This window comes from Alkalihalobacillus trypoxylicola, from assembly GCF_001590785.1.
GTDB classification, from domain to species: Bacteria; Bacillota; Bacilli; order Bacillales; family Bacillaceae_D; genus Alkalihalobacillus; species Alkalihalobacillus trypoxylicola.
Genome location: NZ_LTAO01000003.1, coordinates 77518 through 100996, shown reverse-complemented (window position 1 = coordinate 100996; position 23479 = coordinate 77518). Strand labels below are relative to the sequence as shown.

Annotated in this window: 16 protein-coding genes; 12 read left to right on the top strand and 4 right to left on the bottom strand. The window is 36.3% G+C overall.

The window, feature by feature from the left end; all coding sequences use genetic code 11:
• Positions 1 to 6 precede the first annotated feature (6 nt).
• The 8 genes from AZF04_RS03985 to AZF04_RS03950 all read left to right on the top strand — a co-directional run bounded on the left by AZF04_RS03985 (position 7) and on the right by AZF04_RS03950 (position 13494).
• The gene (locus tag AZF04_RS03985) at positions 7 to 1317 is read left to right on the top strand and encodes a Gfo/Idh/MocA family protein (protein WP_082795290.1); all 1311 of its coding nucleotides are present in this window, start codon (positions 7 to 9) and stop codon (positions 1315 to 1317) included.
• Positions 1310 to 3451: a glycoside hydrolase family 88/105 protein gene (locus AZF04_RS03980; protein ID WP_061947663.1), complete on the top strand. Its 2142-nt coding sequence runs from the start codon at positions 1310 to 1312 to the stop codon at positions 3449 to 3451. Before AZF04_RS03985 ends, AZF04_RS03980 begins: the two co-directional genes overlap by 8 nt.
• A 51-nt stretch (positions 3452 to 3502) precedes the next feature.
• Positions 3503 to 5794: an AraC family transcriptional regulator gene (locus tag AZF04_RS03975; RefSeq protein WP_061947662.1), complete on the top strand. Its 2292-nt coding sequence runs from the start codon at positions 3503 to 3505 to the stop codon at positions 5792 to 5794.
• Between the two features lie 10 nt (positions 5795 to 5804).
• Entirely contained in the window at positions 5805 to 7844 is a 2040-nt protein-coding gene (locus tag AZF04_RS03970; protein WP_061947661.1) for a hypothetical protein, read from the top strand.
• Positions 7845 to 7862: 18 nt separating this feature from the next.
• A complete protein-coding gene (locus AZF04_RS03965; RefSeq protein WP_061947660.1) occupies positions 7863 to 8999 on the top strand; it encodes a glycoside hydrolase family 88/105 protein in 1137 nt (378 codons plus the stop codon).
• 13 nt (positions 9000 to 9012) lie between these two features.
• Complete coding sequence (locus AZF04_RS03960) at positions 9013 to 11412, top strand: glycosyl hydrolase family 95 catalytic domain-containing protein (RefSeq protein WP_153017205.1); 2400 nt, start codon at positions 9013 to 9015, stop codon at positions 11410 to 11412.
• Positions 11413 to 11422: 10 nt separating this feature from the next.
• Entirely contained in the window at positions 11423 to 12607 is a 1185-nt protein-coding gene (locus AZF04_RS03955) for an oligogalacturonate lyase family protein (protein ID WP_061947659.1), read from the top strand.
• A gap of 410 nt (positions 12608 to 13017) precedes the next feature.
• Positions 13018 to 13494 (top strand): metal-dependent hydrolase, encoded by a 477-nt coding sequence (locus AZF04_RS03950; RefSeq protein WP_061947658.1) that lies wholly within the window; start codon positions 13018 to 13020, stop codon positions 13492 to 13494.
• A gap of 163 nt (positions 13495 to 13657) precedes the next feature.
• Here the strand turns inward: AZF04_RS03950 and AZF04_RS03945 are convergent, their stop codons facing one another.
• Positions 13658 to 14236, bottom strand: a complete 579-nt coding sequence (locus AZF04_RS03945) for a TetR/AcrR family transcriptional regulator (RefSeq protein WP_235599919.1) — start codon at positions 14234 to 14236, stop codon at positions 13658 to 13660.
• A 159-nt stretch (positions 14237 to 14395) separates the two neighbouring features.
• Between AZF04_RS03945 and AZF04_RS03940 the strand changes: the two genes are divergently transcribed.
• The gene (locus tag AZF04_RS03940; RefSeq protein ID WP_061947657.1) at positions 14396 to 16459 is read left to right on the top strand and encodes an efflux RND transporter permease subunit; all 2064 of its coding nucleotides are present in this window, start codon (positions 14396 to 14398) and stop codon (positions 16457 to 16459) included.
• Positions 16452 to 18272 (top strand): hypothetical protein, encoded by a 1821-nt coding sequence (locus AZF04_RS03935; protein ID WP_061947656.1) that lies wholly within the window; start codon positions 16452 to 16454, stop codon positions 18270 to 18272. Before AZF04_RS03940 ends, AZF04_RS03935 begins: the two co-directional genes overlap by 8 nt.
• 280 nt (positions 18273 to 18552) lie before the next feature.
• On the opposite strand, the gene AZF04_RS03930 is transcribed toward AZF04_RS03935, so the two are convergent.
• From AZF04_RS03930 to AZF04_RS03920, 3 genes are all read right to left on the bottom strand, one after another.
• Positions 18553 to 18939 carry an SLAP domain-containing protein gene (locus AZF04_RS03930; protein WP_061947655.1) on the bottom strand — a complete coding sequence of 129 codons (387 nt, stop codon included), beginning with the start codon at positions 18937 to 18939 and terminating at the stop codon, positions 18553 to 18555.
• Between the two features lie 43 nt (positions 18940 to 18982).
• Positions 18983 to 20083 carry a polysaccharide deacetylase family protein gene (locus tag AZF04_RS03925; protein WP_061947654.1) on the bottom strand — a complete coding sequence of 367 codons (1101 nt, stop codon included), beginning with the start codon at positions 20081 to 20083 and terminating at the stop codon, positions 18983 to 18985.
• 71 nt (positions 20084 to 20154) lie between these two features.
• The gene (locus tag AZF04_RS03920) at positions 20155 to 20757 is read right to left on the bottom strand and encodes a TetR/AcrR family transcriptional regulator (RefSeq protein WP_061947653.1); all 603 of its coding nucleotides are present in this window, start codon (positions 20755 to 20757) and stop codon (positions 20155 to 20157) included.
• Positions 20758 to 20902: 145 nt separating this feature from the next.
• Between AZF04_RS03920 and AZF04_RS03915 the strand changes: the two genes are divergently transcribed.
• Together AZF04_RS03915 and AZF04_RS03910 are read left to right on the top strand one after the other, a co-directional pair.
• Positions 20903 to 21817, top strand: a complete 915-nt coding sequence (locus AZF04_RS03915; protein WP_061947652.1) for an ABC transporter ATP-binding protein — start codon at positions 20903 to 20905, stop codon at positions 21815 to 21817.
• Positions 21810 to 23411: an ABC transporter permease gene (locus AZF04_RS03910; RefSeq protein WP_061947651.1), complete on the top strand. Its 1602-nt coding sequence runs from the start codon at positions 21810 to 21812 to the stop codon at positions 23409 to 23411. The genes AZF04_RS03915 and AZF04_RS03910 overlap by 8 nt, the downstream gene beginning before the upstream one ends.
• The last annotated feature ends 68 nt before the right edge of the window (positions 23412 to 23479 follow it).

The following is a 23479-nucleotide window of genomic DNA, read 5'->3' as shown; positions in this document are numbered from 1 at the left end:
TAGTTGTTGAAAACAAAGTATGCAATATGTGGATTAAGCGGCAGAGCTTTAGGAATGTTTGCAAAACCGATTATTAATGATTTTTCCTTTAACAGTGAAATCGTAGGAATACTTGATTATGATGAACTTCGTTTTGAAGTTTTTAGGGAAAGATTTCCTAAGCATCACCACGTGCAATCCTATCAAGAGCATCAATTTGAAAAAATGATACAAGAAACAAATCCCGATGTTATTATCGTAGCTGGTCGCGATGATACTCATGCAAAATATATTATTAGCGCTCTTGAGCATAATCTAGATGTCATTTCAGAAAAGCCTATGGCTACTAGAGGGTCAGACTGTCGCGCTATTATAGAAGCTGAGAAAAAAAGTAAAGGCAAGGTCACGGTTACTTTTAATTATCGCTATACACCGGTTCATACGAAGATTAAAGAATTAATTTTAGACGGGAAAATAGGAAGAGTAACATCAATAGATTTGAATTGGTATCTGGATACTCACCATGGTTCAAGCTATTTCAAACGCTGGAACCGGAATAGAGATCTATCTGGAGGTCTTTCGATCCATAAAAGCACACATCATTTTGATTTAGTCAATTGGTGGATTGACCAAGTACCAGAAGAGGTATTTGCTTACGGAGCCTTAAATTATTATGGTTCAGAAGGAGAACTTAATCCTTCCAAAAAAGACCATCGACATTGTGGAACTTGTCTTGAAACAGAGGACTGTGAGTATTATTCTAGGTGGAATAATAGGCTAAAGCGTGCAAAAGTGGAGGATGAACATTTAGTAATGCTAGAAGGGAAGCAAGGGAATTTTCCTTATTCAGAATATCGACCTGATCAATGTATTTTTGATTCTGAAATTAATATTGAGGATACCTACACAGCAACTGTTAAGTATAAAGAAGGAGCCTTACTAAGCTATTCTGTCAATTTTTCTTTACCATATGAAGGCTACCGTCTTGCTATTAATGGGACAAAGGGAAGAATTGAGACGCTCGAATATCATGCACCAAAACGGGCACCTTTTCCGACACCAGTACAAACGATTGATTATTATCCATTGTTTGGTTCAAAAGAAATCATACATGTTGTTCATCGAGAGGGTGGACATGGGGGCGGCGATCCTTTGTTATTGGAGGACCTCTTTTTAGGCGAACGTCAGAATAAACCTTATCAAAGGTTATCAGGCGCTAGAGATGGAGCTTATTCAGTTGCAGTAGGAGAAGCGGTTTGGAAGTCTGCTCATAAGAATCGACCTATTACAATCGAAGAGGTATTGAGTAAGGAAAAAGCGAGTGTTCGACATGAGTGAAAAAGGTTATTTTCTACCAAACGAAAGCATTAATCACTATGTTGCCTGTTCAGAAATAGATAAAATGGCCTCAGTAATCGCTCAAAACTATATTGGAAACCATCCTTCATTACCACCTGTTTATAGAATAACTCGTCATAGTGATATTAAAAAGCGTGCTGATCATCGCTACGAATTTCCTTTTGACCAGATGCTTCCAGAAATGAATATCGGCGATAAAGTCTATGCATGGGCGAAACTATGGAGAGATGAAAAGGGAAGTTTTCCTTTTTCAATTAGGGCAACAGGTAAAGTGAAGCTGTTTTGTAATAGCATTAAAGTATGGAGTGCTGCAACAGATAAGAGTGAAAATGAAGTTGATACTAAATGGTCTCTTTTATTAGAGAAAGGCTGGAATCATTTTATCTTGGAATTGGAAAAGGATATTCATGGGTGTAGAGCGATATTTGGTACAGCTAATCGAAAGAATCAACCTTTTCATTTTTTAGCTCCAACGAAAGAAAGAGACGGAGAAGAGGGCTGGATTTTTACATTTAGTCACCAAGCAGACATGAACGAGGTCCTATTTCATTCTCAGCTTGAGAAAAATTCCGGTTTAACATGGTATCCAAGGGAAATCAAAGAGGACCAATACAAAGGACAGCTAGCTGAGCTCTATGGGATGAAAAAAAATAGTAAAGCCTATGCTTGGACTAAGCTGAATAATAAGAGTGGGAGGAATTCTATTACTCTTTCAGGTTACAGCTATGGAAGAACGAGCTTTTTAATTAATCATCAGTCAGTATATGATTTAATAAGTGAAGGGGATTTTACATTTAGTTTAGAGGTTCCTAGGGGTGTGCATGATTTGGTTATCATCTCTTATTGTGGAGAAGAAGCATGGGGCTTTACCTTTACTCATGATTCACAGTCATTGTTTCAAGTTCCACAGCAGGTTAAGGGGTTAAAAAGTCCCTGGCTTTATTTAGGGTACTTTGAACAGTCAGAAGAGTTTTGCCTGGAATGGTTTCAGCCGCCTTTTCTCACTTTAGGAAATAGGAGATGGATTCCTGAAATAAAAAATGCTAGCATACGACCTTTTTTAGAAAATGAACATTTTGGAAAATGGAATTATCCATTAGGAGTAACTCTCTACGGTCTGTTGGAGATTAGTGCTAGGTTCAAAAGAAAGGATATTGAAGAGTACGTATTAAGTCATGTTGAATTTGCAACATCGACTTATCGTTATTCATTATGGGACAAAGAAAAGTTTGGGGCACCAGGGCTTAATAATCAGCTAGCTGATATCGATAGTCTAGATGATTGCGGTTCTTTTGGTTCGCTTATGTTACGTGCTCATCGATATCGAAAGCTCGAAGGTGCAGAAGAAATAGCGGATCAAATAGCTGATTACATAATGAATCAGCAAAGTCGCTTAAATGATCGTACACTCTATCGAAAGTTTGGAGTATCTCCTAGCATGCATCAAACCATGTGGTGTGATGATATGTACATGAGTGTTCCATTTTTATGTCAATATGCACAATTAAAGGGCGATAACCGTTTTCTTGATGAAGCCGCTCGACAATTGTTACTTTATAAAAAATATCTTTATATGGAAGAGCTTCAATTAATGTCACATGTCTATCATGTGAAAAAGGAGAAAAGAACAAATACACCTTGGGGAAGAGCGAATGGATGGGTTCTATTCTCCCTTACTGAATTATTAAAAGTGTTAGATACAGACCATGACTTATATGATGACATTCATCAGTTTTTTATACAGTTAAGTGAAGGAATTATTAAAGAGCAAGGTGAGAATGGCTTGTGGTCACAGGTTTTAACGGACCGTGAATCCTATGAGGAAGCGTCATGTACGGCTATGTTTGTTTATGCTTTCTCAGCAGGAGTAAGATTAGGCTGGTTTCAAGATAGTGAAAAAAATCGCTATTTAAATGCTGCGATAGACGGTTGGAATGGTTTATGCCAAAAAGCAATCGATAAAGGTGGAAATATCTTTGCTATATGCAAAGGTTCTAGCTATTCTTTTTCTAATCATTATTATAAATATGACCTTCCATGGAAAATAAATGATCCTCATGGTGTCGGAATTGTTCTGTTAGCCGCTAATGAAATACTTGAATATTTAGAGTAATGAAATAATAGGTGGGGTATGTGATATAATTTTGAAAAAGGAGGAATGAACATGCCCCGATCACTTTTTAGATGGACAAAAAACATCTGGTCAAATACTCAAACACGATTAGTACTTCTCATTAGTACGGCCATCTTTTTTTTAATACTCACGGTTGGCTTAGCCTCCTACTATTCATCTAAAAGTGTTCTACAAGATCAATTACACGAGCCTCAACAACAAATGCTACAAATAAATATGGAATTAATTGATACGTATATTGAAGAGACGAATCAAGTCGCGATTAACTTGTCACTAGAGCCAAGTATCAATGATTTCTTAAAAAGCCCTTATCAAAATTCATATGAAAATGTAACTAGAATTTATCAATTATTATCAACGGTTATAAAAAATTCTCCCTATATTAAAAGTATCTATATTTATGACTTGAATCAGGAAAGCTTTGTCGCTATGCCACAAGGATTTAGCTCTAATAAACTAAATTTTAGAGATTCGAATTGGATAGATGTAAAGGATGAGCTTGAAAAGGAAACGTTAATTGTGAAAAAAAGAGATGTGCTACTTGGGCAAGCTTCTCATCAATCAGAAATCACTCTATTTAGGAAAATAAATATGAATCAATCGTTTAGAGGAATTATAGCGATTAATCTCGATCAAAGAGAGCTCTTTTCAAAGTTAACTCCTGCCTATCACTCTACTATAAATAATACGTGGTATATTACCGATCAAAATAATGAAATGGTATATGAAAAACCAAATCAAACGATAGAGTCGATACCAATTAATCAGCTAGAGGATTTGCAATCAGATAAAATAACGGAAATGGTTCATAACGGAGACAAATTATTAGTAACAAATATGAGCTCATCGCTTACTGACTGGAACTATGTTTCGATTGTTTCACAGGATAGTTTATTAGCTAAATCAAAAAATATCCGAAATGCTGTATTTATCGTTTCTGCTATTTCATTAATTTTGGGATTGCTTTCGATTATTTATTTGAACAATCAAGCCTTTAAGCCGATACGTCGTTTAAAGAAATTATTTAAGCTCAATGAAGATCGTAAAGGGATGGGTGATTTAACCCAGCTAGAAAACTTAGCAACTGATTTAATAAGTGACCACACTTATTTGTCTAGAATGGTTCAAAAAGTAAAAATGGAAGCGACGACGAAATTTTTTAATGATATTTATAGAGGAAATATGAAGAGTAAAGAAGATGTCTATGAAAAATGGAATTTGTATTTTCAAAAGTGGGAGGAAGACCATTATATTTTTATCATTGCATCCATTGATCATTATCAAGAATGGTCTAATCAATTTCCTGAATCAGATTATTCATTATTACGATTCGCCATTACCAATATTTTGTCTGAAGTCTTAAGTAACCATGGTACGTGTGAGTGTGTAGATTTAGGTAAAGATAAAGCAGCCGTTCTGTTAAAAGGGCATTTCAATAGGAAGGAATTAATATCTCCTTTAAAACGATCGATTGCTTTAGTAGAGGAATTGCTTGAGTTTAATATCTCAATCGGAATGAGTAAAAGTGAAACAGATATTGGGTTATTGGAAAGCAAGATGCTAGAAGCAAGAGATAGCTTATATCTAAGAATCTTTAATGGATATGGAAGTTTAAATGATTATGATCAATATGTAAATCAAAAAAAACAGAGTACTGTAATAGTGGATGTACCTCAGGAATCTTTAATAGATATAATCCGTTCTGGCAATTCAAACAAAGCCTCTCATTGGATTCACTCGTTAAATGAGCAGCTTAAGGAACAGCCATATGATCCTTTGAAAGCCCTTACTTTTTTGGCTTCTATTAAAGAAGAGGTATTAGATATTTCAATGAGTCATGCATTAAGGAAACAATCAAAAGCACTTGAAGAGTATGAAACGATGGATTTAAAAGATATCATACTAGATTTAAAAAGCTGCTCACAAATGCTAGCGGAGGAGTTTAATAAAATTCAGCAGCAAAAAGAGTATATGATTTGTAATCAGATGATAGAGTTTATGAAAAAACAAATTCAGGAGCCTATAGGTATCCAAGAAATAGCGGAATCTGTCCATATAAGTGTGAGCTTAGCGAGCCAAATCTTCAAGGAACAAATGAATGATACGATTTATGGATATTTTACAAGCCTGAGAATAGAAAAAGCGACAGAATTACTGATGAGTACTGACAAGAAAATTTCGGATATTGCCAATGAAGTAGGCTACCAGCACGAAAATAGCTTTATACGAGTTTTTAGGAAATATAAAAATATTACGCCAGGTAAATATAGAGGTCAATTTAAATATTTGTCAGAAAATAAACATGTAAGAAAGATGGACTGAGGTGGTTAGGATGGATAAATTAAAAGTCGTAGAAAGACATAATCCTAGAATTACAGGCGTTGAACCAAAAGCACCACTATCAGTGGGAAACGGTGATCTTGGATTTAGTGTTGATTTTACAGGTTTACAAACGTTCTCAGAGCACTATGAAGCCCCTATAAGTACTCAATCAAATTGGGGGTGGCACTCCACTCATGGGGAAGATTATTATACGGAACAGGATATACGTTATCAATCTTTTAAAACCTATGACAGAGAGGTTCCTTATCCAATGAAAGCAGAGGATAAAGAGGAGGCCTACCATTGGCTCAGACAAAATCCTCACCGTTTACAATTAGGAAGAGTGTCTTTACAGCTTTATACGGAAGAGGGGCAAAAGGTAGAGTTACAGCAAATTTCAAAGATTAATCAAGTTCATGAGCTTTCAAAAGGTTTAATAAAAAGTAAATTTTTAGTAGATGATACGCCAGTAGAAGTTCAAACGGTTTGTCATCCCACTGAAGATATTATAGCGGTACATATCGTATCTCCTTTAATAAAAACAGGTCAATTACAGGTAAGTACTGTTTTTCCTAACCCGAATATGACCCATAAAAGCTGGGACAAAACGATCCAACTTCATTATGGAAATGATGAACAGCACAAATCGACCTTATTAAAGCTGGACTCTCACACAGCTACAGTAAAAAGGGAAATGGATGATGACCAATATCAAGTGAAATGGGCATGGAGCTCAGGAAGTATACAGCAGACGGCTGAGCACGAGTTTACTTTGCAACCCAATAAAGAAATAGATGAATTCACCTTTATCACCAGCTTTTCAAAGGACGATCCATCAACATGCTCGTTCAAAGAGGTATGCCGGGAAAGTAACGACTACTGGAAAGCGTTTTGGTTAACAGGTGGCTGCATAGATTTTTCTGGTAGTAAAGACCGAAGAGCACATGAGCTTGAAAGGAGAATCGTTTTATCTCAATATTTGTGTGCCATCCATAGTGGAGGCTCTTTGCCACCGCAAGAGACGGGATTTATGTATAACAGCTGGTTTGGGAAAGCCCATTTAGAAATGCATTGGTGGCATGCTTCTCATTTCCCTTTATGGGGCCGAGCCGACATATTAGAGCGAAGTATGGGCTGGTATATAGAAATGAAGGAAAAAGGAGAAAAATTAGCGAGTTCACAAGGTTATACAGGAATAAGGTGGCCAAAGATGGTTGCTCATACAGGACAACAAACTCCTTCACCTGTTGCACCGGGATTAATATGGCAGCAAGTTCATCCGATCGCTTTAGCAGAGCTTCTTTATAGAGCTAGAGAGTCGAAGGATATCCTACTACAATATAAAGAAATCATTTACAAATCTGCCGACTTTTTAGTTTCGTTTGCTAAATGGGACGATGAAAAGGAAGTTTACGTATTAGGCCCTCCTTTAATACCAGCACAAGAATGTCATCGAATGGAGGATAGCTTAAATCCACCCTATGAATTAGAATATTGGAAATATGGGCTCGAGATAGCGATTGAATGGGCAAAAAGATTAAAGGAGGAGGGAAATTCCCTTTGGAGTCATGTAGCCAACTCACTTGCACCATTACCTCAAAATAAAGGAGTTTATTTGGCTCATGAAAATTGTCCAACAACGTTTGAGGAAAAAAATCATGATCATCCTTCTATGCTTGGCGCACTAGGAATTTTACCGGGGACGATGGTAGATAGAGATGTCATGTTGAATACTTTAAAAAAAGTGAAGTCAGAATGGAATTGGGAATCAGCTTGGGGCTGGGATTTTCCGATGTGCGCTATGACCGCTGCAAGATTAGGCGAAGCGGAAATGGCGATCGATTTTCTAATGATGAATCAAACAAAAAATACGTACCTAATGAATGGTCATAATTATCAACGTCCTGGTTTATATGCCTATCTTCCAGGAAACGGAGGACTTTTAACGGCTGTAGCTTTGTTGCTTTATAGTGTGAACAAGGATGGTATAAGAGGATTTCCACAGGATTATTGGAAGGTCCAATATGAAGATATTCAAAATTTGCTGTAAAAAAAGAAGGAGGTCTACATGAAGAATACACAATTAGCTGACAGGTTAATAAAAACAATTGAAGCGGATTTTGTTGACGGCTATCACCCTAAAATAGGAAATCAATGGGGCTATGTAGCTGGTATGACTTTAAAAGCATTTGATTGGTATGCGGAATGGAGAGAGACCCCCTACTACCATAAAATCGTTAAGGATCATATTGATTTGTTTATTACAGAAGAGGGCAAAATTGATGGCTATACAATCAACGAATACAACCTAGATCATATTAATAAAGGAAAAAATTTATTTAATCTATGGGAAGAAAGTCAGGAGTTAAAGTATAAAAAGGCTTTAGAGCTATTATATACTCAATTAAAAGGTCAGCCCCGTACAGAAGAAGGCGGATTTTGGCACAAAAAAATATACCCCTTTCAAATGTGGCTTGATGGTGTCTACATGTCTTCCCCATTTCTAGCAGAATACTCTAAAGTGTTCAAAATGGAGGAAGGTTTTGATGAAGTAGCCAAGCAAATTCTATTAATCGAGAAAGTAACAAGAAACTCTAGTACTGGACTTCTACATCATGCTTGGGATGAGAGCTTAGAGCAACGCTGGTGCGATAAGGTAACAGGCAAGTCCTTGCATGTTTGGTCCAGAGCTGTTGGTTGGTATGTCATGGCCATTGTCGACTCCTTAGAGCATTTTCCTGTGGATCATCCTAAACGGGGTCAAATCATGGGGATTTTTGAGAGACTCGTACATGCTATTATAGCCGTTCAAGAAGAACGTAGTGGTCTATGGTATCAGGTTATGGATCAGAATGGCAGAGAAGGTAATTATCTAGAATCTTCAGGTTCATGCATGATTACTTACTCTATTTTAAAGGGAATTAGGCTAGGTTATTTATCAGGTATTCCACAAAAAGCAGCGGAGAGTGCCTATGAGGGTATTTTAAATTATTTTGTAACCGAGGATGAAAAAGGTGTGCATTTGCATCAAATTTGTAAAGGGGCAGGGCTAGGAGGATACCCGAAGTATCGAGATGGATCCTATCCATACTATATGAGTGAAAAGGTGGTAAGCAATCATTTAATGGGAGTCGCTCCCTTATTGCTGTTAAGTGTGGAATGGGAGAAATATCAAACTCCGAAGGAATGGAAGATTTTTTCGTAAGGTGGAGATACGATTGAAAAAGGAAAATCATAGTCGTTATCAGCTCCATCTAAACTATCCTGCATCTTGGTGGAAAAACATGTGGAGAGAAGCTCTACCCTCAGGAAATGGAAAGATAGGAGCAGCTGTTTATGGTGGGATTAAGAACGAGACGATATTAATTAATCATCAAGACTTATGGCATATGGGAGTGAAAGATAACCTTCCAGATGTGAGTCAACATTTACAAAAAACGAGAGAGCTTATGGAGACGAAAAAGTATCGTGAGGCAAGCAGGGTACTAAGTAATACTCTCAAGGAGAAAAACTATCAATCTCAGCTTTCCTCTCTTTTGCCTTTAGCTGATTTTAAAGTAGAAATGCCAGTCGCTCAGGCTTTTAAAAAATATAACAGAAAGCTTAATATGGAGACAGGTGAGGTAACGGTAAGCTGGAACGAAGAAGATTATAATATGGTAAGAAAGCTATTTGTTTCAAGGGCAGATGATTTAATTGTTTACGAAATAGAATCGACAAAGCCTTTGGATTGGATTCATTTTAAGCTATCTTTACATTCTACCGACCAGCCTAAAATGGAGCAGCGCATCCGGGAACTAGAGGAACATTCTAAGAGTAAGGCGGCTGATTATTTTCTATACTTTTCTGCAAAAAACGACGATCAAACTGATTTTGGTGTAGTGGCGAAGGTTATACCGAGTGAAGGTGAGCTCTTAGTAAAGAATCAGAGTATTACATGCAAAAATGTAAAAAAAGTAAGGATATTAATGAAAGTGTTTGTTCAATCAAACTCAACGTTTATGTGGGGAAAGCTTGAAAAAGAGCTTAGACAATGCACGGCTACCTATCAGGAGCTTCTAACGAGACATTTGCCCCTACATCAGGAGCTTTTTCATTGTGCTGATTTCAGATTAGAAACGGAGGATAGTAGCTGTTCTAATGAGGAGCTATTAATGAGTGCTTATCAAGGGGAGGCTTCTCCTCAGTTGATTGAAAAGCTTTGGCATTTTGGTAGGTATTTGTTCATTTCAGGAACTAGTGAAGAAGGCACACAGCCATTCGGAATGTATGGACTTTGGGCAGGAGATTATCAATTGATGTGGGGACATCGAATGGCGAATGAAAATATCCAAATGATGTATTGGCATGCAGGGGTAGGAGGGTTATCGAGGTTAGTCCCCGTTATGTTTGATTACTATGAGCGTATGTTAGGCGATTTTCGATTAAATGCTCAGCATCTTTATGGATGTAGGGGCATTTATATTCCAGCTGGTACAACACCTGAGATAGGTCTACCAAGCCAAATTGTACCCGTTATTTTAAATTGGACTGGAGCAGCGGCATGGCTTTCACAGACCTTTTATGAATATTATCTATATACGAAGGATCAACATTTTCTTGAACATAAGCTTCTACCATTTATGAAAGAAGTGGCTCATTTTTATGAGGATTTTTTAGTAGAATTGCATGGGGAAACATCTATTTATCCATCGATCTCGCCTGAGAACACCCCTTATAATTATATGCCAGAAGCGGGAGAGTCACTTGCTCACCCAATGCCTACTACTATTAATGCAACAATGGATATTGCTCTTATAAAGGAGCTTCTTCAACATTTAATAGAAGCCTGTGAAGAGAGCCAATTGTTTTTAAATGAAATAAATAAGTGGAAAGAAATGATACAGACACTGCCTCCATATAAAGTGAATAAAGAAGGAGCTATAAAGGAATGGGCTCATAATGATTTTCAGGATCGCTATGAACATAGGCATTTATCTCATTTATATCCTCTGTTTCCAGGGAAAGAAATGGCTAATTCTACGGATGAAGAACAGCTAGCTCCTTTTAGAAAGGCTGTTTCATTAAGAGAAATAGAAGCACAAACTGGTTGGTCATTCGCTCATATGGCTTCCATTTATGCTCGCTTAGGAGAAGGTACAAGTGCTCTAGAGCAAATAGACCGTTTAACACAGTCTTGCTTATTAACTAATTTATATACGGTACATAATGACTGGAGGAGTATGGGGCTGAGCATGGAAATTGAAACCGCGCCGGTGCAAATGGACGCTAATCTTGGCATAGTTGGGGCTATTCAAGAGATGCTATTATTTGTTTCTCAAAAACAGGTACGTCTTTTACCTGCCGTTCCTTACAGATGGAAAAAAGGAGAGGTTAAGAATTTTAGATTTCACTCAGGCATCGTTTCTTTTCAATGGGACCTTCAAAAAAAGTCATTTAAAGCAAGGCTTAAAGCGATAAGTAATACAAATATAACCCTACTCTTACCGAGCTTTATTAAAGAGCAGAAAATTTTGATTATAGCTGCGGATAAAGAGCAAAATGTGTTAAGCTCATCAGAAATAACCGTACAATTGGAAGCGAATCAAGCATTAAGTATTAAAAGTATCGAAAGGTAGTGATTACATCATGGGAAAAGGAAAAGTGTTTGAATCAGAAACCTCTGTGTTCTATGACTCTATTAGTGGAGCAAAAATAATTAAATTAACTAGCTATTATGCACATAATTTTCACTTATATTTTACAAATGAAGGCTTTTATAATGATGGAAATAATTTATTAATTGGATCTGATCGAGAAAACAAAACCAATTTGTTTAGTGTCGATTTATCGACTGGACAGATTACGCAATTAACTGACTTTAAAGTAGGAGAGCAGGTCAATATTCAAAACACATTCCTAAATCCATTAAAAAACGAAGCTTATTTTATGCATGACCGACAATTATTTTCTTTAAATTTAGATGATTTAAAGGAACAGTCGTTATTTCAGCTACCAGAGGGTTACATTTTTAGTGGCTCAAGCTGTACTGCCGATGGAAAGAGCGTACTCTTTGGTTTGAGGGAGGATTTATCCTCTACTATCGCAAGTGATTTAACAAATGGTTATTTAGGGTTTGCAGAATTAGAAGCGGCACGTCCACATTCTCAAATTTGCAAACTATCTCTTGATACTAAAGAAGTAACCGTCATTCACGAAGAAAATCGTTGGATTGGGCATGTAAATGCCTCTCCTACTAAACGATCTTTATTAACCTTTTGTCATGAAGGGCCATGGAATAAGGTGGACCATCGGATGTGGGCAATGGACATGGAAAAAGGAGAGGTATGGAAATTAAGAGAGGGAAAATCTAACCAATATGCAGGGCATGAATATTGGCATGCTGATGGTGTTACGGTCGGCTATCATGGGTTTACGGAAGATGTTAAAAATACAGAAGGTAAGTTTTTAGGGTCGATTAAATACGATAATACCGAGTTAGAGGAGTATGAATTTCCATATCAAAATATGCATATTTTTTCTAATGATGCGGAACTGATAGTGGGTGATGGTCAGCAGTCAAGTGCATACGGTAACGTCGATCAAGATAGTCTTTTTTTGTGGAAGAAGAAGAATAATCAATTGGAAGGGCCTAGAATTTTATGTAAACACAGAGGAAGTTTTCAGTCGCAAAAGCTTCATGTGCATCCGCGATTAACGACTGACGGAACTAAGGTTGTTTTTACAAGTGACATGAGTGGATATGGTCATGTATATATTGCGGAAATACCAGATTTTGAAACACTACCAAAAGTGAATGACAAAAAATTTTAATTGCAAAATGACAAAGAAAAAGTCGTGTAGCCAAATAAGAGCTATACGACTTTTTGTATATTCTAGTTAGACCAAGATAAGGGAAAATTGAAAGGGTAGAAGGCGTAAGCTAGCGGATACAAGGCACAGAGACTCCAATTGGAGTAAGTAGCTATGCCGAAATCCACTTTTAAAAAAGTTCATTCGGCAGCACCCACCGGACGCGAAGTGTCTTGGAGCAACAGCTTGGCACCTAACAATTGTAAAATCATTCGTCCATGAGTATTGTCTCACCCGCTTCTTTTTTGGTAGTTCGTTATTCAATATAATTAAAAAATCATGATAGTTTATTAAGAATGTACGTTCTTATTTTTATAAAGATATGATAAACTAAGTTTTCATCAGGATTTTCATAGAAAGAAGGTACGGACGTGACAGGGAAAACACATCTTATCGCTGGAGTTACTATGGCTTCGACCATTGCACATTATACGAACTATGAACCGTTAGCATTAATCATATCAGGAGCAGTAGGCAGCTTATTACCTGATATTTGTCATGGAGGAAGTAAAATAGGGAGGCGATTTCCTTTACTTTCAACAATTATTAATACATTGTTTGGACATCGAACATTTACACATAGCTTACTATTTTTATTCATTATTGCTTTTGTAATGAACCGTTTTGTACCAGTCGAAGCGTTAACTGTGGGCCTCCTAGCAGGAATGATTAGCCATCTGATTTTAGATGCATTTACTAGAAGAGGGATTCGTTTCTTTTATCCTTTAAAGCTTACGGTACGTTTTCCATTAACGATCAAAACAGGAAGTGCTATAGAAAATCTAATATTTACAGGGTTAACTATTATCTTTTTTTATTTCCTCATTCATATTGTTTGGGTTTATTAAAGGAGAAACAGAGTGGAGTGTCTTGTGGGAGCGAACGACCAGGCACCTAACATGTGTCGATATTTTCTTTCATGCGTAATGTCCCGGTCTCTTCTAAATAGATGTTGTGCCAAATTACTCCATCTTCTTTTCAAATAATGTAAAAACATAAATGAGAACACCTTTATTTTAATCGTGAATTTTCATTCTTTGGTATACAGGAAAGCCCATTACTTGTAAAGTCGTTAATCCATCGGGCCATGGCCTCAGGAGAATCTTCCATTCCATTTGATAACCAGCTTTTAACGACCTCTATGCTGCCACTTAGCACAAATAGGGTCACGTATTCTGAATGGCTTTTTAAAATGTTCTGTTCATCCTCCCATTTTTGAATAATATATTGATGTGTAATACTCATGACGCGATTTTGAAAATTTCGCCCTCCATAATCACTTAGTAGCATTTGACATATATCCTTTTTAGATGCCATATACTCAAATATTCTTTGAAGCATTTCAAAGGTTTCATTCTTATCTGAATGATTGTATAGCTGTAATGTATTTTGTAATTCATCGAGCACTTCATCTTCAATGCTTGTAAGAAGCTCATATTGGTCAGAGTAGTGACTATAAAAGGTCGAGCGATTAATGTCAGCACGTTCACATAGCTCTTTAATCGTAATGTTTGCAATCGCCTTAATTTTTAGAAGCTCAAGCAAGCTCTCCTTTAACACCATTCTTGTATATTGTTTTCTTCTATCCAAAAAATCACCTATTTCTAAAAAATTTATTCTTTTTTTCCAACAGCTTAAGTGAATGTGTTGTTTAGCTAACATTTTTTAAACAACTGTTTGTTGTCTAAGCAACACTGTGTAGTTATAATGATAAAGTAAAAATGGAATTAGTTCAATAAGAGGTGTGGAATGTCAAACTTACTAGAACAGATTATAAAACGAAGAAAATCAATTGTGATTATTTTTGCTATACTAACCCTCATATCAGTTGGAGCGCAGTTCTTCGTCTCTATTAATTACAATATGGCGGATTATTTGCCGGAAGATGCTGAATCCACTATAGCGATGGAAATAATGGAGGAAGAATTTTCTGCAAGTGTTCCGAATACAAGAGTGATGATTGAAGATGTAAGCATTCAGGAGGCTCTTCAATTCAAAGAACAGCTAATGGAAGTGCCTGGCGTTGTAGATGTCATTTGGTTAGATGATGCCATAGATTTAAAAATACCTCTTGAAATGATTGATTCTGAAATTCTAGAATCCTATTATCAAGATAATAGTGCTCTTTTTTCTTTAAGTATAGAGGTTGGGGATGAGGTTGAGGCTACAGATGCCATTTATGAAATAATTGGTGATGATGGAGCTATTGCTGGCGAAGCACTTAATACGGCAACTTCACAAAAAATGACCGGAAATGAAACGATGTATGCTGCCCTGTTACTCGTTCCTATCATTATTATAATATTAGTTTTATCAACTACATCGTGGGTAGAACCACTGTTTTTCTTAACAGCTATAGGGGTTTCTATTTTAATAAATTTAGGAACAAATATTTTTTTAGGAGAGATATCCTTTATCACTCAATCAGTCGCACCGATCCTTCAATTAGCCGTATCGCTAGATTATGCGATTTTCCTTCTTCATAGTTTTGCAGATTTCAGGAAAAAAACAAATTCACCAGAAGAAGCTATGAAGCTAGCTTTGAAGGAGTCCTTCCCTGTAATTGCGACTAGTGCAGCGACGACATTCTTTGGTTTTATGGCTCTGATGCTAATGAATTTTGAAATTGGTGCAGATTTAGGCTTGAATTTAGTAAAAGGAATCCTGTTTAGCTTCATAAGCGTTGTTGTCTTTTTACCTGCTCTAACTTTGTGCTTCTTTAAATGGATAGATAAAACGAAGCATAAACAAATTATTCCTGAGTTCAAAGGAGTAGGGAGTAAATTAGTTAAATTAAAATACCCAAGTATAATAATCGTTGCTATATTAATAGTTCCTGCCTTTTTGGCGCAAAGCAACACATCTTTTACTTACGGATTAGGAGATCAGCCTGAAAATACAAGGGCTGGTCAGGATGAAATAGCGATAAAAGAAGCCTTTGGCCAAACGACACCTATTGTATTACTTGTTCCAAATGGTGATTTAGCTAAAGAAGAAAAGCTCGTTCAAGATTTAGAAGAAATGGAATCTATCACTAGTGCCATATCCTATGTAAATTTAGTTGGAGCAGCTATACCACCAAACTTTTTAGATGAATCGATTACGGATGAGTTTATGTCAGAACATTATAGTCGAATTATTGTAAACACAAGTGAAGGTCCAGAAGGGGAAAGGCCTTTTGAATTGGTTGAATCAGTCCGAGACATGGCTCAATCCTATTATGGAGATTCTGCACTGACCGTAGGAGAAAGTGTGACTCTTTATGATATGAAAAGCACAGTCACAAGAGACAATGTCGTGGTTAATATTATGACGGTTGTAACTATCGGCGCTATTTTAATGCTTGTATTTAAATCGATTTCGATTCCTATTGTTTTGTTATTAACGATTCAATCAGCGGTATGGATTAACCTATCTGTTCCTTATTTTACTGACTCATCGTTAGTATTCGTAGGTTATTTAATTGTCAGTACGGTTCAGTTAGCCGCCACTGTAGATTATGCGATTTTACTAATGGAAACCTATAAAGAGCATAGAAGGACTCAATCGCCATTAAAAGCTATTAAACAGGCGTTAGATGATAAATTGTTTGCCATTATTATTTCAGCTTCGATTTTGTCGAGTGTCGGCTTCGTTTTATGGCTAACTTCTTCTAATCCGGTTGTATCTTCAATTGGACTTCTGTTAGGCCGAGGAGCTTTGTTAGCCTTTTTCATGGTTATTATTTTATTACCAGCGATGCTTATCGTATTTGATAAAGTGATAAGAAAAACCACTTATCGTTCTAATTTCAAGGAGGATTCACATGATTAAAAAACGTACAGTAAGTATTGGTCTCATTACTTTGTTACTAATGCCTTCCTTTTTAATACAGCCATCTGCTATTTCCTTAGCAAATGAAACGAACGACAAAGGAAGCTTAAAAGAAAAAGATGAAGTAGTTTATGTAAATCTATCTCCTACGGGAGAGGTCAGTGAAGCGTATGTGGTCAATTATTTAAATGTAACAGAACCAGGAGTTGTCGAGGATTTTGGTTCTTATACGAACGTTACGAATTTAACGGATTTAACAGAAATCGAGCTTTCTGATGGAAAAGTTGAAATGGAAGCACAGGAAGGCATCTTTTATTACCAAGGAAATCTTGAACAAGCAGTCGATTTACCCTGGGATATCTCGGTGTCTTATCAAATAGATGGTCAAGAGCAATTACCTGAAAATTTGATTGGAGTAGATGGGAAGCTAAAAGTAGAAATTGAAAGTAAGCAAAACTCTTCCATAGAGCCTAGCTTTTTCGAAAATTATATGCTACAAATTTCTATAAATTTAGAAGAAGAAAAATTTTCGAATGTAACGGCTCCTGATGCGATGCTAGCAAATGCAGGGAAAAATAAACAAGTAACCTTTACGGTTTTGCCTGAAAAAGAAGCGACTTTCATCATTGAAGCAGATGTTCTTGATTTTGAATGGGATGGTATTGAAATTGCTGCAGTACCTGCCTCTATGCCGATTGAATTTCCTGATACCGATGAAATGACTGAAGGGATGGTTTCACTATCAGATGCAATCAATGATTTACATGAAGGAGTAGTAGAGCTAAATGATGGAATGAATCAATTTACTAACGGCTTTGATGAATTATCATCAGGCTCTCAATCCTTTCAAAGTGGGTTAAAGGATGTTGCGAATGCTGGAAATGAAATCATTTCTGGTTCTGAATCATTAAAAGATGCGTTAATACAAATAAATCAATCTCTAAATGGAGAATTATCTCCGGGAGAGCTAGGCGATCTGGAGGAGCTTTTCCAAGGGCTAGCGGCTATATCAAATGGTATGAATGAAGCAGCAGATGGATTATCGACTTTAAGTGGTCACTACTCAACTGCTTTTCAAGCTTTAGATGAGGCGGTTTCTACCATTCCAGAAAAACCATTAACAGAAGAGGATATTATGCTTCTTTATCAAAGTGGTGCAGATTCAGAAGTGGTGGATACTCTAGTAGCTAACTATCAAGCTGCCCAGACTGTAAAAGCGACCTATGCTGCTGTGAAAGAGGGCTTTCAAGCAGTGGAACCTGCGCTTAAAGAGTCTAGTAACGCAATGAAGGAAATGAGTCAGCATGTTTCTGAAATAGGTCAAGGCCTTTCCGTGCTGGAAGACTTAGATGTGAATGAGTTATTGCAGCCTTTGCAGGATGGATTAAAAGAACTATCGTCCCATTATAATGATTTTCATGCTGGATTGGAAAGCTATACCGATGGAGTCAATCAGCTCTCTAGTTCTTACCAAAGCTTACATGGTGGAATAATAGAGATGAAGAATGGAGCATCCGAACTCTCTTCTGGTACGAATGAGTTAGAAAAAGGAACGAAAGAATTAGCAGATGTGACAAGTAAGCTGCCTGAAGAAATGCAGGAAGAAATCGATCAAATGATTGCAGAATTTGATAAATCAGATTTTGAAGCCATCTCGTTTACTTCTTCTGAGAACAATGAAGTCATTTCTTCAGTCCAATTTGTGATGAAAACAGAAGCTTTAAAGAAAGATGATTCTACGGCTGAAGTAGATGAAGAAGAAACAAGCGAAGGGTTCTGGCAAAGGTTTCTTAAATTATTTAAACGAAACTAATTCCTTTAGTCACTAAGAGCTCTAATATCGTTGAATAGAAGTGAATTTAAGTACGAACAGGACCCTCCTTCTTGTCAAAAGAAGGAGGGTCCTGTTAAATTAGTAGATTCTCTATGGAATGCGTAATATTGCGCACACGGTACGGAGACTCTAGTGGGATAAGTGGCCATGCCGAAATCGACTTTAAAAAAGTTAGTTTGGCAGCACTTCACTGGACGCGTAGTGTCTTGGGAGAGCGAACAGCCGAAACAACTAAATCTGTAGAACTTCTTATTTCTATTTAAAGTCCCAAATTCTTATGGATGTTGATCGTGCCGTGAAGTGTAGGCTCCTTTTCTAAACTGTTTTTTGTAAAAATGAAGGTCCAAGGCATACTCGTATAAGGAGGAATCACAAGTGAATCAATCGTAAAGGCTTGAGTTGCCAAGCATGTGAAATCTTCTATATAACTAATACATTGATTTTTAAAGTAAAAAGGCTGCTCTTGTGGATTGTGAATCAGCACCGTTACTAATAAATCGCCCTTATAATTTTGGGCAATTCTTATCATAGTTGTAGACAAACTAGTGATATATGAGCTAGTTTGTCTAAATATTTTTTCAATGAGGGAGCGGTCCTGTTTCGAAAGGGTCTTTTCCCACTTTGGATGGTAGATTAATGTTTGCAATTGTTGCCTCCCTCTTCTAATGGTTAGGTTTGCTCCAGTTCGTTTACATTAAATCATCCACCGTTACAAATGTATATCCTTGCTTCTGTAAATCATCAATTATTTTTGGTAAGGCTTCAATGGTTCCATCTAATAGATGTTCCTCTGATTGAAAATTGTGCTGTAAAATAATACCACCTGGACTGATTTGTTTGTGAACAACTGATAAAATCTCCTTTGCTGAATGCCCGCTCCAATCAAGCGTATCTACTGACCACAGAATATTGTGAAGTCCTAGTTCATGTAATGTAATTAAATCTGCTTTTGTGATAGAGCCATATGGAGCTCGAAATAAAGAAGAATGAGAGCCAACCGTATCCGTGATCATGTTTTGTGTTTTAATGATTTCTTCTTTGACTTCACGAGACCACTTTTTTATTAAATTAGGGTGATCCCATGTATGGTTTCCTATCGTATGACCTTCTCTAGCGATTTGTCGCAACATTTCAGGATGCTTTTCTACCTGACTTCCCACCACAAAAAAGGTGGCAGATATTTTTTTATCTTTCAAAATACGTAAAATTTCTGGGGTGTAATGGTTTTCTGGTCCATCATCAAAGGTTAAGGCTACTCGTTTTTGATTGGTGGAACCTTTATAAAAAGATTGATAGTCATTTTCGTAAGGAGTTTTTATGTTTAAGGTTTTCTCATCAGAGTCGAGTTTAATTTCCATACCAAACTTCTCAAGAATAGGAACAATCGGAATATATGGACTTCCTTCGTAATCTGTTGAGGTCGCTGGTAAATCAACTCTATTCCAGAAATCCTCTTTAGGATTCAATTCATAATAATACTTCTCGCCAATTGGCAGGGCAATTTTCTGTTCTTTTTGAGAAGAAATGAGAACAGAATGGTGTAACTCTTCCCAATCAACAAAAACCCCTGAATGTTTCAGAAATAACGCGGGTACTAGTATGTGTCCATCTTTTTTTATATAAGATGTTTGAAAAGATTGTTTATCTATTGTCACATTAAGGTTAGCTAGCATAGATTCCTCCCCATTTACTTTTGGAATAAAAAGCACAAATAGAAAGCATAAAAGAAAACAAGCTAGATAAATAAAGAAGTTATTACTTTTGAATAAAGATTGAACTGTCTTTTTCATAGAAATCCTCCTTCATTGAAAATATGATTAGTATAACCAAAAAAGGAAGGACTATGAAAAGGGATATTTATTTACAAGTTTAACTTATTCGTATCTTTATAACCAAAGAGGCCATAAAAAAACACTTTGGAAAATTCCTCACTATTCGGAAGGAGAGCCATACTAACTTCCTCTTTTTTTGTGTATTCAGCAAACATTTGAATATACATCATGATGACTTGGTTGGAAAGCTGCTTGTCAATAAAGCCATTCTTCTTTCCCTCATGTATTAACTCATCGAAATAAGGAAGAACTTGTTCAGTATAAGACAGCTCTAAATAATTATGTTCTTTTGAATAATCCTGAATCATGTATTGATAAAATTCCTCATGAATTTGTGCTGAAGCTTGTCTGGATTGTAGTATTAATTTTTTAATTTTTTCTGGGAAGGGGATATCTTCCTTTACTAATTTTATGAAATCCGATACTTCATTATCAATATAAAATTTATAAGTTTCATATATCAAATTATGTTTGTTTTCAAAATAGTTATAAATGGTAACCTGTGATACATGGGCTTTTTTGGCAATTTCAGAGATAGACACTTTCTGAATTCCATATTCCATAAATAAAAGAAAAGAAGCTTGAATAATATCCAGTTTCTTTTTTTCACTTCGACGTTTAAATCCGTCCATCCTTTTTCACCTCAGTATCAGTTTAATCAAAAAAATGAAATTTAACAATAAATATAGTTCAAAACCTATTGAAAATAAAAATAAATATGTATATTATGAAATATATAAGTTTAAAAATTTCAAAACTATAAAAAGGGTGATGTAGATGAACATTATAGAAGTTGAAAAATTACAGAAAAATTTCGGTACGTTTCAAGCCCTTAAAGGCATTGATTTACAAGTAAAGCAAGGTGAAGTTTATGGTTTTATCGGGCCAAATGGAGCTGGTAAATCTACGACCATTCGAACCCTTCTAGGACTTTTAAAAGCAACTAGTGGGCAGGCACGGATTTTTGGAAAGGATGTATGGAAGGATGCGGTTGAAATCCATAAAAAGCTCGCTTATGTTCCAGCCGATGTTCATTTATGGCCTAATTTATCAGGTGGAGAGGTCATTGATATTTTTTTAAGACTACGTGATATAAGAGATACTCAGAATAAACAGGAATTTATTGAAAGATTTCAATTAGACCCTACAAAAAAATGCCGTTCCTATTCTAAAGGGAATCGTCAAAAAGTAGCATTAGTTGCCGCCTTTGCAGCAGAAGCTGATTTATATATTTTAGACGAACCAACAACAGGGTTAGATCCGCTGATGGAGAAGGTCTTTCAGGAATGTGTCTTAGAGGCAAAAAATAAAGGTAAAAGTGTATTACTTTCTAGCCATATTTTATCAGAGGTCGAGAGGTTATGTGATTCAGTAGGAATTATTCGTCAAGGAGAAATGATTGAATCAGGTCGTTTAGAAAGCTTACGTCACTTAACTAAAATGACCATCCTTGTTGAAACAAGAAAACCACTTAAGGGTGTTAAAGAGCTAAAGGGTGTTTATGAATGGAAAATCCAAGAAGGTACAAATCACCTTCAAATTGATAAAAATGAATTAGCATCATTAATCGAGTTTGTAAGTAAGTTCGAAGTGACGAATTTAATCAGTCAACCACCTTCATTAGAAGAATTGTTTATGAGTCATTATGACACTCGTGATAACAAGCTTAGAGGGGCTAAATCATATGAATAAATCCTATTTTCATCATTTAGGTGTGAGCTTACTTCTTATTTTTAAAGTAGATAAAATTCGCATACCCGCTTGGATTTTAACAACTGTACTGATTATCGTTGCAACAGCTGCTTCTTTTTCAAGCTTATTTCAATCAGAAGAAGAACGTCAAATTATGGCTGAATCGATGAAAAATCCAGCTGTTACGGCAATAGTCGGCTTTAGCTCTGGTTTAGAGGGTTACAGTGATGGTGCAATGCTATCTCATCAAATGCTGTTAATTACCGCATTTATTATTGGTCTTATTTCTATACTATTTGTTGCCAAACATACGAGAGCGGATGAAGAGGAAGGTAGGCTGGAATTATTTCGTTCCTTACCAGTAGGGCGATTAACCAATGTAACTTCGACTTTGCTTGCTGCTTTTATTCAAAATATTCTTTTAGCTATCTTGATGACTTTAGGTTTAATGAGCCTCCAAATTGAATCAATTGATTGGCAAGGGTCTGTCCTATTTGGCAGTGTGCTAGCAGGAACAGGGTTATTTTTCTCTACCCTTACAGCCGTTTTAGCTCAATTAAATGAAAATAGTAGAGGGACTATTAGTTTCTCCTTTATGATTTTAGGACTATCTTATTTAGTGAGGGCAGTCGGAGATGTAAGTGATGGTAGCTGGTCGATGCTGTCTCCTTTAGGCTGGGTCGTTCATGCGGAGGTTTTTGTTATCAATAATTGGAACCCTGTGTGGCTATTATTTGGATTTTCAATGATTTTTAGTATTCTCTCAATTATATTGAATCTTAAACGAGATCTTGGTTCTAGTTTAATAGCTGCTAAACAAGGAAAAGCGACTGCCAGTACATTTATTACAAGTTCTTGGGGATTTGTTCTAAGACTGCAACGAACGCAACTTCTTGTCTGGTTATTGGTCATGTATGTAATGGGGGCATCCTATGGAGCTCTTTTTGGAGAACTAGAATTCTTTTTTTCAAGTGATGTAATGCAGCAAATGCTAGCTTCTCAGCAAGAAGCTGATATGATGAGTTCGTTTGTTTCCTTAATTATGTCCCTAAATGCTATGGTTGCGACTATCCCTGCTATTTTAATTTTAATGAGACTTCAAAAGGAAGAAAGAGGTGGGCGTAGTGAGCACCTTTTAATTCGAACCGTCTCAAGAAATAAGTGGCTTGGAATTCATTTTATCTTATCGTTAGTGAGTTCATTCATATTCCTCATTGTTTCTAAGATTGGAGTTTGGTCGATAGCAATTTTGGTGATGAATGATACACTTTCTTTTTCTCATATTTGGGAAGCGACTGTCGTATTTGTTCCTGCTATCTGGATTTTTGTTGGGTTAGCCGTTCTTTTATTCGGGTATCGACCCCAGCTGATGAATGCTATTTGGGTGCTTTTAGGCTATTCGTTTTTTATTATTTATTTTGAGGGCTTTTTTCAGTTCCCGACATGGATGGAAAAATTGACTCCATTTTCTTACATTCCTCAATTACCATTAGAAGAATTAAAGCTTGGAAGCTTAATTGTATTAACCGCTATTTCATCTCTGTTTATTATTTTAGGATTCATTAACTATAATAGAAGAGATCTTATAGGCTAAATAGATATTTTTTTAATGAAAGTGAGACTTCATCGCACAATCGCATAAGAAGTCTCACTTTATGGTTA

Coding starts and splice junctions, on each gene's coding strand:
- AZF04_RS03910 (WP_061947651.1), top strand. CDS start 21,810: ATGAATAAATCCTATTTTCATCATTTAGGTGTGAGCTTACTTCTTATT.
- AZF04_RS03935 (WP_061947656.1), top strand. CDS start 16,452: ATGATTAAAAAACGTACAGTAAGTATTGGTCTCATTACTTTGTTACTA.
- AZF04_RS03925 (WP_061947654.1), bottom strand. CDS start 20,083: ATGAAAAAGACAGTTCAATCTTTATTCAAAAGTAATAACTTCTTTATT.
- AZF04_RS03965 (WP_061947660.1), top strand. CDS start 7,863: ATGAAGAATACACAATTAGCTGACAGGTTAATAAAAACAATTGAAGCG.
- AZF04_RS03955 (WP_061947659.1), top strand. CDS start 11,423: ATGGGAAAAGGAAAAGTGTTTGAATCAGAAACCTCTGTGTTCTATGAC.
- AZF04_RS03915 (WP_061947652.1), top strand. CDS start 20,903: ATGAACATTATAGAAGTTGAAAAATTACAGAAAAATTTCGGTACGTTT.
- AZF04_RS03975 (WP_061947662.1), top strand. CDS start 3,503: ATGCCCCGATCACTTTTTAGATGGACAAAAAACATCTGGTCAAATACT.
- AZF04_RS03920 (WP_061947653.1), bottom strand. CDS start 20,757: ATGGACGGATTTAAACGTCGAAGTGAAAAAAAGAAACTGGATATTATT.
- AZF04_RS03970 (WP_061947661.1), top strand. CDS start 5,805: ATGGATAAATTAAAAGTCGTAGAAAGACATAATCCTAGAATTACAGGC.
- AZF04_RS03940 (WP_061947657.1), top strand. CDS start 14,396: ATGTCAAACTTACTAGAACAGATTATAAAACGAAGAAAATCAATTGTG.
- AZF04_RS03980 (WP_061947663.1), top strand. CDS start 1,310: ATGAGTGAAAAAGGTTATTTTCTACCAAACGAAAGCATTAATCACTAT.